The organism is uncultured Candidatus Thioglobus sp. (genome assembly GCF_963981275.1).
Taxonomy (GTDB): Bacteria; Pseudomonadota; Gammaproteobacteria; order PS1; family Pseudothioglobaceae; genus Thioglobus_A.
Genome location: NZ_CAXCCZ010000001.1, coordinates 40,970 through 53,482 on the forward strand (window position 1 = coordinate 40,970; position 12,513 = coordinate 53,482).

Annotated in this window: 16 protein-coding genes; 13 read left to right on the forward strand and 3 right to left on the reverse strand. The window is 38.8% G+C overall.

Annotated elements, in window-relative coordinates; genetic code table 11:
• The first annotated feature begins 11 nt into the window (after positions 1-11).
• The 9 genes from napG to ABNR88_RS00240 all read left to right on the forward strand — a co-directional run bounded on the left by napG (position 12) and on the right by ABNR88_RS00240 (position 7,441).
• On the forward strand, positions 12-854 hold the full coding sequence (napG, locus tag ABNR88_RS00200) for a ferredoxin-type protein NapG (RefSeq protein ID WP_291925400.1): 843 nt from the start codon (positions 12-14) through the stop codon (positions 852-854).
• Positions 851-1,711, forward strand: a complete 861-nt coding sequence (gene napH / locus ABNR88_RS00205) for a quinol dehydrogenase ferredoxin subunit NapH (RefSeq protein WP_291925402.1) — start codon at positions 851-853, stop codon at positions 1,709-1,711. Before napG ends, napH begins: the two co-directional genes overlap by 4 nt.
• A 102-nt stretch (positions 1,712-1,813) precedes the next feature.
• On the forward strand, positions 1,814-4,357 hold the full coding sequence (gene napA, locus ABNR88_RS00210) for a nitrate reductase catalytic subunit NapA (protein WP_053951927.1): 2,544 nt from the start codon (positions 1,814-1,816) through the stop codon (positions 4,355-4,357).
• 12 nt (positions 4,358-4,369) lie between these two features.
• Positions 4,370-4,972 (forward strand): nitrate reductase cytochrome c-type subunit, encoded by a 603-nt coding sequence (locus ABNR88_RS00215; RefSeq protein ID WP_291925406.1) that lies wholly within the window; start codon positions 4,370-4,372, stop codon positions 4,970-4,972.
• Positions 4,973-4,988: 16 nt separating this feature from the next.
• The gene (gene napF / locus ABNR88_RS00220; RefSeq protein ID WP_053951929.1) at positions 4,989-5,456 is read left to right on the forward strand and encodes a ferredoxin-type protein NapF; all 468 of its coding nucleotides are present in this window, start codon (positions 4,989-4,991) and stop codon (positions 5,454-5,456) included.
• 27 nt (positions 5,457-5,483) lie between these two features.
• The gene (locus ABNR88_RS00225; protein ID WP_291925412.1) at positions 5,484-5,918 is read left to right on the forward strand and encodes a thiosulfate oxidation carrier protein SoxY; all 435 of its coding nucleotides are present in this window, start codon (positions 5,484-5,486) and stop codon (positions 5,916-5,918) included.
• 21 nt (positions 5,919-5,939) lie between these two features.
• Positions 5,940-6,248, forward strand: a complete 309-nt coding sequence (gene soxZ / locus ABNR88_RS00230; RefSeq protein WP_291925414.1) for a thiosulfate oxidation carrier complex protein SoxZ — start codon at positions 5,940-5,942, stop codon at positions 6,246-6,248.
• 92 nt (positions 6,249-6,340) lie between these two features.
• On the forward strand, positions 6,341-6,808 hold the full coding sequence (locus ABNR88_RS00235; protein WP_291925416.1) for an LPXTG cell wall surface anchor family - like protein: 468 nt from the start codon (positions 6,341-6,343) through the stop codon (positions 6,806-6,808).
• A 9-nt stretch (positions 6,809-6,817) separates the two neighbouring features.
• The gene (locus ABNR88_RS00240; protein WP_291925418.1) at positions 6,818-7,441 is read left to right on the forward strand and encodes a c-type cytochrome; all 624 of its coding nucleotides are present in this window, start codon (positions 6,818-6,820) and stop codon (positions 7,439-7,441) included.
• Positions 7,442-7,446: 5 nt separating this feature from the next.
• On the opposite strand, the gene ABNR88_RS00245 is transcribed toward ABNR88_RS00240, so the two are convergent.
• Complete coding sequence (locus tag ABNR88_RS00245) at positions 7,447-7,911, reverse strand: hypothetical protein (RefSeq protein ID WP_291925420.1); 465 nt, start codon at positions 7,909-7,911, stop codon at positions 7,447-7,449.
• A gap of 280 nt (positions 7,912-8,191) precedes the next feature.
• Between ABNR88_RS00245 and ABNR88_RS00250 the strand changes: the two genes are divergently transcribed.
• From ABNR88_RS00250 to ABNR88_RS00260, 3 genes are all read left to right on the forward strand, one after another.
• On the forward strand, positions 8,192-8,779 hold the full coding sequence (locus tag ABNR88_RS00250) for a c-type cytochrome (protein WP_348669731.1): 588 nt from the start codon (positions 8,192-8,194) through the stop codon (positions 8,777-8,779).
• Positions 8,780-8,791: 12 nt separating this feature from the next.
• On the forward strand, positions 8,792-10,090 hold the full coding sequence (locus tag ABNR88_RS00255) for an NAD(P)/FAD-dependent oxidoreductase (protein WP_291925425.1): 1,299 nt from the start codon (positions 8,792-8,794) through the stop codon (positions 10,088-10,090).
• Positions 10,091-10,285: 195 nt separating this feature from the next.
• Positions 10,286-11,023: a Crp/Fnr family transcriptional regulator gene (locus tag ABNR88_RS00260; RefSeq protein ID WP_291925429.1), complete on the forward strand. Its 738-nt coding sequence runs from the start codon at positions 10,286-10,288 to the stop codon at positions 11,021-11,023.
• Here ABNR88_RS00260 and ABNR88_RS00265 read toward each other — a convergent pair.
• Together ABNR88_RS00265 and tatA are read right to left on the reverse strand one after the other, a co-directional pair.
• Entirely contained in the window at positions 11,020-11,520 is a 501-nt protein-coding gene (locus tag ABNR88_RS00265; RefSeq protein WP_053951937.1) for a toxin-antitoxin system YwqK family antitoxin, read from the reverse strand. The two genes, ABNR88_RS00260 and ABNR88_RS00265, sit on opposite strands and share 4 nt — an antisense overlap.
• A gap of 2 nt (positions 11,521-11,522) precedes the next feature.
• Positions 11,523-11,702 carry a twin-arginine translocase TatA/TatE family subunit gene (gene tatA / locus ABNR88_RS00270; protein WP_291925435.1) on the reverse strand — a complete coding sequence of 60 codons (180 nt, stop codon included), beginning with the start codon at positions 11,700-11,702 and terminating at the stop codon, positions 11,523-11,525.
• Between the two features lie 160 nt (positions 11,703-11,862).
• Here tatA and ABNR88_RS00275 point away from each other — a divergent pair, with 160 nt between their 5' ends.
• Positions 11,863-12,513: a thiopurine S-methyltransferase gene (locus tag ABNR88_RS00275; RefSeq protein ID WP_348669734.1), complete on the forward strand. Its 651-nt coding sequence runs from the start codon at positions 11,863-11,865 to the stop codon at positions 12,511-12,513.

Consider the following 12,513-nt stretch of genomic DNA (forward strand, 5'->3'; position numbering starts at 1 on the left):
GCTTGGGCAGTATGGCAATTTCTCGTCGAGAGTTTTTCATAAATTCTGCAAAATTAGCCACCACATCAGCCCTGATTGCTACCGGGCTCATCAGTTATTCAAAATATGCGTATGCAATTCCAGCAACTGCCATACGCCCGCCTGGCGCCTTAAAAGAAAAAGAGTTTATTTCAGCTTGTATTCGTTGCGGGTTGTGTGTCAATGATTGCCCATTTCCAACCTTATCGCTAGCAACTGAAAAAGACAATATAGCAATTGGCACTCCTTTCTTTACTGCGCGTAAAGCAGGATGCGAGATGTGCGACGATATTCCTTGTGTAAAGGCCTGTCCAACGGGTGCTTTGGATAAAAATCTAACTGATATTAACGATGCAAAAATGGGTCTTGCTCGTATTGTTGATACCCAGGGGTGCATCGCTTATCAAGGTTTAAGATGCGAGGTGTGTTTTAATGTTTGTCCAATTCGCGGCAAGGCCATTACAGTTGAAATGAAGCACAATGAGCGTAGTGGCAAACATACATTGTTTATTCCTGTAGTTCATTATGATCATTGCACTGGCTGTGGCAAGTGTGAAGAAGCTTGCATTATGGAGGAAGCTGTTATTAAGGTGTTACCCGTAAAGCTGGCTATGGGTAAGCGTCAAGATCATTACAGGCTTGGCTGGGAAGAAAAACAAAAGGCAGGAGAGTCATTAGTTTCTCCAGATATTGAGCATCAATACAACCTACCTGAAGGTAAGAAGTACGACTTGCAGGGTGAGGGTCTGACAGATGTCAAGATAGAGTCCAAACTAAACAATGCACTCGATAAGCTTAACAGCTTTAATCCTTTGTTTGAAATTAAGAGAAAATGAAAAAAACCAATATCTGTAAAATAGTTGGCCAAGATGTCAAGAGTTCTAGAGGTTGGTTTAGCGCCAATAAATACCTGCTATTGCGTCGAGTATCACAGCTAAGTATTTTAGGTTTATTCTTGTTAGGTCCTTGGTTTGATATATGGATTATAAAGGGCAATCTTAGTTCTAGTCTTATACTTGACACAGTTCCGTTGACAGATCCTTTTGTTTTATTACAATCTATTTTTGCGGGCCATTCAGTGGCGACTGACGCATTAATTGGCGCCTTGATTGTGCTGGTATTTTATTTATTTGTTGGTGGTCGGGTTTTTTGTTCGTGGGTATGTCCTGTTAATATTGTGACTGATTCAGCATCATGGTTGCGTTGTAAATTGGGCATTAAAACAAGTAGTGGTGGCGTGTCAAATAAAACGCGTTATTGGTTGTTAACAACCATAATGATTGCTGCATTTATCACTGGATCTATCGTTTGGGAGTTGATAAACCCTGTTTCAATCCTGCATCGCGGTATTATTTTTGGCATGAGCTTTGGCTGGTTTTTAATTGCTTTTATATTTTTATTTGACGCTCTTGTTGTAAAAAGAGGCTGGTGTTCACGCATCTGTCCAATGGGCGCTTTTTATTCCTTATTGGGAAAATTTTCAATACTTAGGGTTAACGCTAAAGACCGAAAAGAGTGTACTGACTGCTTGGAATGCTATATTGTCTGTCCAGAGTCACAAGTAATCAATCCTGCTTTAAAAGGTAAGGGTGGTATTGTCATTATGGATGGAAATTGTACCAATTGCGGCAGATGTATTGACATTTGCGAGCCAAAAGTTTTTAGTTACTCCTCTCGAATAAAAAGAAATTAGTACAAAACAACCTATGTTAATGAAATAAAACGTTGAAGCGTTTAAAGTTGTTAGTTCATTTTAATAGCTAATTTATTTCAATAAAATTTACGAGGAGAAGAGATGGCCATCACAAGAAGAGAGTTCATTAAAAATAGTGCAATAAGCGCAACAGCTGCAACAGCTGGTGTCACCCTGCCGGGTATCGCACTCTCAAACTATAACGAAAGTGTTGACGGTATTAAGTGGGATAAGATTCCGTGTCGTTTTTGTGGCACGGGTTGTTCAGTTTTGGTTGGTACCAAAAATGGCAAAATGGTTGCTTCACAGGGTGACCCTGATGCACCAGTTAACAAAGGTCTTAACTGTGTTAAGGGTTATTTCTTATCAAAAATTATGTATGGTAAGGATCGACTTACTCAGCCTCTTCTTCGTAAGAAAAATGGTAAATATGATAAAAATGGTGATTTCACTCCAGTATCTTGGGATGAGGCATTTGACATCATGGAAGAAAAATGGAAGACCGCCCTTAATGTATCTAAAGAAGAAAATAAAGGTAAGCCTGCTGACAAGCTAACTTCTCGTGTTGGTATGTTTGGCTCAGGACAGTGGACTGTTTGGGAGGGTTACGCAGCAAGTAAATTATTCAAAGCTGGCTTTAGATCAAATAATATCGATCCTAATGCTCGCCATTGTATGGCATCAGCAGTGGGCGCTTTTATTCGTGCCTTTGGTTCGGATGAGCCAATGGGTTGTTATGATGACTTCGAGCATGGCGATGCATTTGTGCTTTGGGGTTCGAATATGGCAGAGATGCATCCAATTTTATGGTCTCGTATTTCTGATACTCGCCTCACCAAGAAAGACTCAGAGGTTCATGTGTTGTCAACATACGAGCATCGTTCATTTGAGTTAGCAGATAATGGCATGATCATGAATCCGCAGTCAGATTTAGCGATTCTTAATTACATTGCAAATTACATTGTTGAAAATAAGGCTTATAACAAAGATTTTTTAAGAAAGCATGTTAATTTCAACAAAACTCCAACTGATATTGGTTACGGATTGAGAAATGAACATCCACTGCAAAAAAATGCTAAAAATCCTAATAAAGGCAAACTGACTAAAATTAGTTGGGAAGAGTACAAAGAATCACTTAAGCCTTATACTTTAGAAAAAGCAGTTGAGATTTCAGGTGTTCCAGCAGAAAAATTAGAGCGTTTGGCTAAGCTTTATGCTGATCCAGATAAAAAAATCGTATCACTATGGACAATGGGCTTTAACCAGCATACTCGTGGTGTTTGGGTAAATGGTCTAATGTACAACGTACACCTATTAACCGGTAAGATTTCTGAGCCTGGCAATGGTCCATTCTCACTAACTGGCCAACCTTCAGCTTGTGGTACTGCTCGTGAGGTAGGTACATTTGCTCACCGTCTACCTGCAGATTATGTCATCATGAAAAAATCACACCGTGATTTTGCTGAGAAAATTTGGAAGCTGCCAGAAGGCACAATTCCTGGTAAGAAAGGCTTGCACGCGGTTGCACAAAGTAGAGCGCTTAAAGATGGCAAGTTGAATGTTTACTGGGTAATGTGTAATAACAACATGCAAGCCGGCCCTAATATCAACGATGAAATGCTACCTGGTTGGAGAAATCCAGATAACTTTGTTGTAGTGTCAGACCCGTATCCAACAGTATCCGCACAAGCGGCTGATCTTATTTTGCCAACAGCAATGTGGGCAGAAAAAGAAGGTGCATACGGTAATGCTGAAAGACGCACACAATTCTGGCGCCAGCAAGTTCAGGCACCAGGTAAAGCAAAATCTGATTTATGGCAGTTGGTTGAATTCTCCAAGAGATTTACAACGGACGACGCTTGGACAGATGAGTTGCTAGCTAAAAACCCAGAATATAAAGGTAAAAATTTATACGATGTACTGTTTGCCAATGGTCAAGTTGATAAATTTGATAAGCAAGATATTACCGATGATCGTGGTAACAAATACGATAACAATGAAATGGATGATTTTGGCTACTACATTCAAAAAGGATTGTTTGAAGAGTATCGCAGGTTCCAGCTTGAAGGGCCTAAAAAAGGCCATGAGCAGGCAGACTTCGATGTGTATCACAAGGCTAGAGGTTTGCGCTGGCCAGTGGTCAACGGCAAAGAAACGCTATGGCGTTACCGTGAAGGCTATGACCCATATGTTAAATCTGGTGAAGATGTTAGTTTTTATGGGAATAAAGATGGCAAGGCCAATATTATTACCGCACCATACGAGCCACCTGCAGAAGTGCCAGATGAAGAATTTGACTTATGGATGTCAACCGGACGTGTACTTGAGCACTGGCATTCAGGCTCCATGACAAGACGTGTACCAGAGTTGTATCGCGCAGTGCCAGATGCGGTCATTTACATGCATCCAGATGATGCTAAATCACGTGGTTTAAGACGTGGTAAAAACGCTAAAGTTGTTTCTTCACGTGGTGAAATTGTTGCCATGATTGAAACCAAAGGCCGTAATAAGCCACCTAAGGGTTTGGTATTTGTACCGTGGTTCGATGCATCGCGCTTAGTTAATAAACTAATACTGGATGCGACTGATCCACTTTCTAAAGAAACGGACTACAAAAAGACGCCCGTTAAAATTGTTAAGGTATAGGAGGAGATGAGCATGAAAACTAAAATATTAGCACTAACAATTGCATCAGTTTTTACACTAGGATCTCAGGCTAATTTCTTTGGCAGTGGCCATAACTGGAATAATCCATTTTCAACAGTCATTGAAAATATTAAAGAGGTGGCTGAAGAGGTTAAAGAGGTTGCAACTGATACGGTAGATTCGGTTAAAGATGCTACAGAGGTGGTGGTTGATACAGTCACTGATGTGGCTAGTTCAGCAGCCGATGTTGTTGACGTTGCTTCTCTGCGTGGTACTCATGTACTGGATGATTTGTCAATTGCACCAGATAAAATTAAGTGGATTAAGAAAAACATAGAGTTTGAAAGAAATTATGATGATCAGCCGCCACTAATTCCACACAAAACGGATGGCATGACAATAAATCTTAAAAAGAATAAATGTTTGAGTTGCCACAGCGATGAGAATTATAAAGAAGAAGATTCACCAAAAATGTCAAGCACACACTTCTTTACTCGTGATGAAACACGCTTACCTGAAATGTCGCCAAGACGCTATTTTTGCCTACAGTGTCATGTTCCTCAGGCTAAGTTAGATCCTTTAGTTGACAGTAGCTTTGTTAACTTAGATGAGTAGTGTTTGAGTGAGTGTCATGACCAGAGCCCAACTCCTGAGAGGGGGGTGGGGCTCAAATAAGAAATCTGTTGTTAGGCCGCCATGGGCTAAGGACGAGGCTTTGTTTACAGATTTGTGTAATCGGTGTGGTGCTTGTATAGATGCATGTCCTGAGAAGATTATCACAACAGGATCTGGAAAGTTTCCAGTGATTGATTTTAGTAAAGGCGGCTGTAGCTTTTGCAAAAAATGTGTGACATCTTGTCAGTATGACGCTTTTAGCAAGGTCGATGCACCTTGGAATTTGACGGCCAATATTAAAGACAGTTGCCTGTCTAAAATTGGTGTGGTTTGCCAGTCATGCTCTGAGGTGTGCGAGCACGGAGCTATTGAATTTAGCCTGCAAATGGGAGGTGTGCCACAAATCGCAATGGACACCAGCCATTGTAATGGTTGTGGCGAGTGTGTTTCAGTTTGCCCAAAGAGCGCCATACAATTAAATTAAATATATTTTATAAAAGGAGAAAATAAAATGAATAGAAGAGCTGCTATAAAAATGTTAATGGGTGGTGCAGTTGCGCTATCTGGAATATTGCCGTTAAGTGCAATTGCCAACTTCATGGGTAATTTAAAAGCCGATGATGCAATCAGTAAAATTACCGGTGGAAAGCACACAGCCTCAGCTGATTTAAAGCTTAAAACCCCAAAGTTGGCTGAGAATGGATCACAAGTCCCAGTAACAGTTGATGCGACTGCATTAACAGGTGTTAAAAGTGTTTTTTTGATTGTTCATGAAAATCTTAAGCCGGTGGCTATGCGTGTAGATTTTGAATCTGCAGATGTTGCTGCTTTTGCCAGTTTCAGAGTGAAGATGGGCAAGCCTACTAAAGTTACGGCCATTGCGCATACTGCAAACGGCTTTGTAACGGCTAATGGCAGTACTAAAGTTACCAAAGGTGGCTGTTAATCTAATTAAGGAGAATTTATCATGGCAAAAAAAATTAAAGCAAGAGCAAAAATGAAAAGCGGCCTTATTGAGGTTAAATATAAAATTACACACCCAATGGAAACTGGACGAAGAAAAGACAAGTCAGGAAATATTGTTGCTGAAGAATACATTAATCACATCACGATTTTAAAAAATGGTAAAGAGATGTTAAGACTATCTCCTAACTCTACAGTATCTGCAAATCCGTACTTATTTGTTAAATTAAATGGCGCTAAAGGTGATGAAATTACCTTGTTATGGGTGAGTAATACTGGTGAAAAAAATTCATCCACAACTAAAGTTAAATAACCAGTTAAATTATGTCTACTAACAAACCCTTACTGATTAATATTGGTAAGGGTTTGTTAGTATCTGGATGAATATAAAAAAAAGGGGGTAGCATGAATACCATTATTAAAATTGGCATTGTTCTAGGTGGAGGTGTTGGTGCTTATGGCATGGGGTCTTTTATGTACAACATGGGCCATGATATGACTAACATGACAAAATCTGTTGGGCAAATGACTCAAGACGTCCACTCTATGGCAAGGAACATGAATGGCATGGCAGCAAACATGATGCAAATGGCTCAAAGCATGGTGGAAGGCCAAAAGAAAATGGGTGATGATTTTTCAAATGTTGCTAAAGATATGAATGTTATGACAAGATCGATGGCCTCAATGGGTAATGATATGCATAAGATGGGTGGTCAAATTGCACAAATGAATGACAATATTAAAAACATGAATGGATCAATGGCTCAAATGAGTAACGATATGTCAATTATGAATGGATCGATGTCAGGTATGCGTTACGATATTAATAAGTTTACCAAACCTGAAAATATCATGATGCCTTGGCTGAGATAGGAGTTGGATATGAATAACAAAACCTCACTAAAAATAACTGCATTATTTTTAACACTCACATTCCAAGTGCAGGCATCTGATCCTGTTAATGGGCAAATTATTGCCGCTAAGTCATGCGATCGATGCCATGGGGAGTTTGGCATTAGTGATGATACTGATACGCCTCATTTGGCATCACAAAGTGTTAACTATATCGTTAAGCAGTTAAAAGATTACAAGAGTAAGGCTCGCAAAGATAAGAATATGTACAAGCGTGCTAAAAAGTTAAACAATAAGCAAATGCTCGATGTTGGTGTTTGGTATGAATCTCAATTGTTACCTGAACAAAATCCTACTCTAAGGGAGGCAATTAAAACACCTGCACTAATAAACAAAGGTGACACCAATCGTGGCATTCCGCCGTGTGATTTGTGCCATGGAAAAGATGGAAAAACTTCAATTGGATCAACGCCAGTGTTGGCAGGTCAGCAGTTTGGTTATTTACTTTCTACTATGGAGTATTTTGCAGACGGGTCTCGAAACAATGATCCAGGCGGTGCTGTGCAAAGCATTATTAGGAAGTTATCAGATGTTGAGATACAAGCGTTGGCAAAATATTATTCACATTTAGGTGGAACCGAGGTTGAGGAGTAAAACCCCTACCAAGTGGCATTCTCTATTAAAGATTGAATGAGCTTATTAGCTTTAATAGTGGGTGCTTCTGATTGTTGATCTAGTGGCTTTAGCTTTGTATACACCAGATGAGTTTGCTTAGAATTGTTACTTAGTGTGTATAGCGCAATTTTAAAAGGACAAGCTGAAATATTTAAATGATTAGCCAGTACCAATTGATGGGATATGCTGGCAGAGCAAAACTCAATAATTTCTGCCTGGTGATAAATTTCTTTTGCATTCGATATGCTGTCTTTGGTGCGATTCAACATGTCACTCGCATGATATATTTTGGAAATATTAAGCGCCTTTTCCTCAATAGCATCAACCAAATTATCACGAACATCTTCATAAGAATTGTTTGTCACGCTACTAACAAGGGTGTTAGCCAGTGTGTGTGTCGTGGCAAAACAAATAAAAAAAGTAATAAGGATTTTTTTTGTTGAATTCATGGTCAAGTCCTTAAGTAATAAAACTCTAAAAAAAGAACCCCTCCATTTTTAACATCACATAAAGAGAGAGTGACAAAGAGATGGAGGGGTGAAAAAAATTATAGTTCAGATTTATTTGCAATGAAATAACCTATGTTATTTGATTGTTGCTAGCAACCTTATAGAATTGTATTTAATAATAAATTAATAAGCATGGCTATGCTGTTTTATTGTTAAGTGAGGAGGACTTGTCTTAATAAAAGATAAGGTTAATTTTATATAAACAACATGGAGTTTTATGATGAGAGATACAATCATTAAATCTACACTACTAGCAGCCACTTTGGCGTTAGGTTCGTATGCCCAAGCTGCGCCATCTGGCCAAGCTCTAGGCTACACATGTGCAGGTTGTCATGGTACCAATGGTGCCAGTACAGGTAATGCTATTCCATCTATCGCAGGTTTATCTGAAACCTACATGGTAGAAACAATGAATGCATATAAGTCAGGTGATAAGGCTTCTACCATTATGGGTAGAATCGCTAAAGGTTATTCTGAAGAAGATATTGAAAATATGGCAGGTTTTTTTGCTGAGCAAGAGGTACACAAAAATACTAACCAATCTTTCGATGCAGCCAAAGCCAATGCAGGGCAGGCGTTACACGAGAAATATTGTGATAAGTGTCATACTGAAGGCGGTACTGTAGCAGATGATGATGCAGGTCAATTATCGGGTAATGCTAAGCTATTTATGCAATATTCATTGGCTGATTTCCATGATGGATCGCGCGACATGGAAAAGAAAATGGCTAAAAAAATGAAGAGAATGATGAAGAAAGATTCGGATGCATTCGATAAGCTTGTCAATTACTACACAAGTGGTCAATAGAGGAGAATACTAATGAGTAAACAAAATAGAAGAAGTTTTTTAAAGACATTAGGTCTAGGTGCGACAGCTGCAACTGCGGCAACATATGCGCCATTTGCAATTGGCGGCTCTAGCAAGAAAGTGGTTGTGATTGGTGGTGGTATGGGTGGTGCAGTTGCCGCAAAATACATTCGTATGATGGATAAGTCTGTTGAAGTTACGTTAATTGAAGCAAACGAAAATTACTTTACCTGCTTTGGCAGTAATGAAGTATTAAGTGGTGAGCGCACCATGGATTCAATTAAGTTTGGCTATGACGGTCTTAAGGGTCATGGCGTTAACGTAGTAATTGACAAAGTTATTGATATTGATGCAAGCGGAAGACGCGTTAAGACAGCAAGCGGTCGTAGCTTTAATTATGATCGTTGTATCGTCTCTCCTGGCGTCTCTTTCAGATACGACAAAATTGATGGCTATGATGAAAGTGTGGCAAATACCAAGATTACACATGCTTGGAAAGCGGGGCCACAGACAGCTTTATTGCGTGATCAAATCCAATCAATGAGAAAGGGTGGAACAGTCATCATTTCTGCGCCACCTAATCCATTCCGTTGTCCTCCAGGGCCTTATGAGCGTACCGCACAAATTGCTCATTACTTGAAGCATAACAACCCTACAGCTAAAATTTTAGTTTTGGATGATAAGGAAAAATTCTCAAAGTTTGGATTATTTACTGCTGGCTGGAAGAGACATTATGGTTATGGCACAGATAACTCAATGATCGAATGGGTTAAAGGCTCAGCAGGCGGTAAAATTGAATCAGTTGATGTTGCTGGTATGACATTATCGGGTGAAGTTGATGACTATAAAGGTGATGTAATTAATATTATTCCAGCTCAAAAAGCAGGGCATATTGCACACGTTGCCGGTCTAACAAACGCCTCAGGATGGTGTCCAATTAAGGGTGATACGTTTGAATCCACCATTCATAAAAATATACACGTGATTGGTGATTCAGCTATTCAGTCTCCACTACCTAAGTCTGGCTACGCAGCCAACTCAGAAGGCAAAGTGTGTGCAGCAGCAGTGGTTGCAATGCTAAATGGTGATAAAATTCCAGATCCTTCATACGTTAACACTTGTTACTCAGTTATTGCGCCAGGCGACGGCATTTCTGTTGCGATGGTTTATAACTATGCAAATGGAAAAATTAACAAGGTTAAAGGCTCTGGTGGTTTAACACCAGGCAAGTTTGATGCCAAAGCTCGTGCAAGAGAGCAGCAAAATGGCTATTCATGGTTTGATAATATCACCAATGATACATTTGGCTAAATAACGTCAAGTTTTAAAAAAGCTTAATAAGTCCGTACTCATGTACGGACTTTTTTTATGTTTTTTTTAAATTTTATGTTTTTTCCTTTTTTTTTTACCTATAATCTTAATTTTATGGGTTTTATTGACCTTGGTCAATTATTACTATATTATTATATGATAATATAGTAATATTGAAAATTTGAGGAGAAAAGCATGTCTTGTGGGGGTAGTGATAAAAATAAAGTAAACTGCATGGAATGTGGCATACGAAAGGACTCGCTGTTTAAAGATTTGGATGATGAAGAGATCGTGCTAGCAGAGTCACACATTGATTTACAAAGGCAGTGTAAGCCAGGTGAGTATGTTATCAGTGAGCAGCATCAGGCAAAATCAAGCTACATTCTTGCTTCAGGCTGTGTAATTTTAGGCACTTATTTGGAAGATGGCTCTCGGCAAATATTCCAATTGGCCTTGCCTGGTGATGTAATCGGCTTTGGTGTTAATAAAGACAATGGGTATTTTGCACAAGCCATTTCCGATGTAAAAGTGTGTGTTATGAGTAACACCTCCTTGGATAATTTGGTAAAAAACCACAGTGCTGTTGCTGTGCGTCTGATTAAAAACCTTGCTAAAAGCAATTCTTCTTACCAGCAATATTTGTTAAACCTAGGTCGTAAAGATGCTAGACAAGCGCTAGCCTATCTAATAATGGATGTGACAGGGCGGCTTAAGAGGCAAGTTCCCGGGTGTTCACTTGATCATTCAAAGGCTTGTTTTTTTCCACTAAACCAAGAGGCGATGGCTGATACTTTAGGCATTACAAAGGTGCATGTTTCTCGTGTGATATCTCAATTCAAAAAAGAAGGCTTGATTGAGTGTAGTCATAAAAAACTAAAAGTGTTAAATCAAGAAAAACTTGGTGAAATAGGTAACTACGCCGCTAGTATTTAATTTATTTCTTTATTGTTTTTAAAGTTTTTTTCTGCCCATATTTTTCCTGATTTATCCCACCAGGTAGATTGCCCGTCTAGTTGGTTGTTTTTGTAATGGTAGCGCTTCATTTTTTTACCATTGGAAAAAAACCAAGTTTTTGGTCCGTTTAAGGCGCCATATTGATAGCTTATCTCAATTTTCTTGTGACCATTTTTTCGCCAAAAAGTGCTAACTCCGTGCTCAACGCCGTTGTCGAAGTTGGCTATAAAATCTTTGTTGCCATTAGGTAGGTAGAATATTGATTGCCCTTGTTCTTTGCCGTCTTTGTAGTTAGACTTTCTAATAATTTGCCCATTTTTGTGTTTACTGATTACTTTCCCGGTGAACACCTTCGAGCTGCCTTTTTTATAAATTGTGCCATTAATACTGATGGTATCACTTGCGTCCAAAGTGGCATCTGAACAGGAGGCTGTAAAAAATAGTAACAGGCAAGCAATGACAAGGTTTTTAATCATTACTAGACTTTATTTTCAGCGATAGACTTAGACTCTCCTGTCTTTACTTCTTCTTTCATTGATTTTTTAAAGCCTTTAATGGTGCTACCTAAATCGGTGCCAATATTTTTTAGACGTTTTCCGCCAAAAAGTAATAACACAATTGCTAAAATAATAACGAGTTCAAATGGTCCAGGCATCATGCTTTATCCTTATAATTATGATTAAATTTACCTAATTTTAACAAGTTAAAATACTACTGTGTCGCCTATTTGACAAGGCTTTGCTATTGTTAACATAGGTTAATTATTATTTGTATTTTTAGTTAAAATATTGACTTGATATTTCATTATTAATAAGTATATGACGAATTGGATCCAACGTTGGAATGAGGGAAAAATTGGTTGGCATCGAGAGGTGCCAAACTCAAAATTAATAGAGTTTATTGACCATCTTCAGCTAAAAATTGCTGACACGGTATTTGTTCCATTGTGTGGCAAGAGTGTGGATATGCTGTATCTACTAGAGCAGGGTTATCAAGTCATTGGTGTTGAGCTGAGTACGATAGCTGTTGAACAATTTTTCTCAGAGAACTCAATCCCATTTGAGGTTTTTCAAGAGCCTGATTTTGTTATTTATCAGTCAGATAAGTTGCGTATTTATTGTGGTGACTATTTTAAATTAAACGCAAAACATTTAGCGTCAGTTGTGGCGGTGTATGATCGGGCGGCTTTAATCGCATTGACAGCGGGGTTAAGGGTGAAATACGCACAGCACTTATACGCTATAATAGCCAAAGATTGCCGGATACTATTATTAACTTTGAATTATCCGCAATCACAAATAAGTGGTCCGCCTTATGCAGTAAATGAGGCTGAAGTGGTATCACTTTACAAGAATGGGTTCGAGTGTCAACTATTACAATGCTTTAATGACATAGAAAATGAGCCTAAGTTTCAACGTGCAAACGTTGATTTTATTGAAAAAGTAACTTATTGTTTGCGTAAATATTAA

Excerpts from the sequence above, each read along its gene's own strand:
- ABNR88_RS00245 (WP_291925420.1), bottom strand. The coding sequence starts at position 7,911 with ATGAATTCAACAAAAAAAATCCTTATTACTTTTTTTATTTGTTTTGCC.
- ABNR88_RS00265 (WP_053951937.1), bottom strand. The coding sequence starts at position 11,520 with ATGATTAAAAACCTTGTCATTGCTTGCCTGTTACTATTTTTTACAGCC.
- ABNR88_RS00250 (WP_348669731.1), top strand. The coding sequence starts at position 8,192 with ATGAGAGATACAATCATTAAATCTACACTACTAGCAGCCACTTTGGCG.
- napH (WP_291925402.1), top strand. The coding sequence starts at position 851 with ATGAAAAAAACCAATATCTGTAAAATAGTTGGCCAAGATGTCAAGAGT.
- ABNR88_RS00225 (WP_291925412.1), top strand. The coding sequence starts at position 5,484 with ATGAATAGAAGAGCTGCTATAAAAATGTTAATGGGTGGTGCAGTTGCG.
- ABNR88_RS00235 (WP_291925416.1), top strand. The coding sequence starts at position 6,341 with ATGAATACCATTATTAAAATTGGCATTGTTCTAGGTGGAGGTGTTGGT.
- soxZ (WP_291925414.1), top strand. The coding sequence starts at position 5,940 with ATGGCAAAAAAAATTAAAGCAAGAGCAAAAATGAAAAGCGGCCTTATT.
- napG (WP_291925400.1), top strand. The coding sequence starts at position 12 with ATGGCAATTTCTCGTCGAGAGTTTTTCATAAATTCTGCAAAATTAGCC.
- ABNR88_RS00255 (WP_291925425.1), top strand. The coding sequence starts at position 8,792 with ATGAGTAAACAAAATAGAAGAAGTTTTTTAAAGACATTAGGTCTAGGT.
- napF (WP_053951929.1), top strand. The coding sequence starts at position 4,989 with ATGACCAGAGCCCAACTCCTGAGAGGGGGGTGGGGCTCAAATAAGAAA.
- ABNR88_RS00215 (WP_291925406.1), top strand. The coding sequence starts at position 4,370 with ATGAAAACTAAAATATTAGCACTAACAATTGCATCAGTTTTTACACTA.
- ABNR88_RS00240 (WP_291925418.1), top strand. The coding sequence starts at position 6,818 with ATGAATAACAAAACCTCACTAAAAATAACTGCATTATTTTTAACACTC.
- ABNR88_RS00275 (WP_348669734.1), top strand. The coding sequence starts at position 11,863 with ATGACGAATTGGATCCAACGTTGGAATGAGGGAAAAATTGGTTGGCAT.
- tatA (WP_291925435.1), bottom strand. The coding sequence starts at position 11,702 with ATGATGCCTGGACCATTTGAACTCGTTATTATTTTAGCAATTGTGTTA.
- napA (WP_053951927.1), top strand. The coding sequence starts at position 1,814 with ATGGCCATCACAAGAAGAGAGTTCATTAAAAATAGTGCAATAAGCGCA.
- ABNR88_RS00260 (WP_291925429.1), top strand. The coding sequence starts at position 10,286 with ATGTCTTGTGGGGGTAGTGATAAAAATAAAGTAAACTGCATGGAATGT.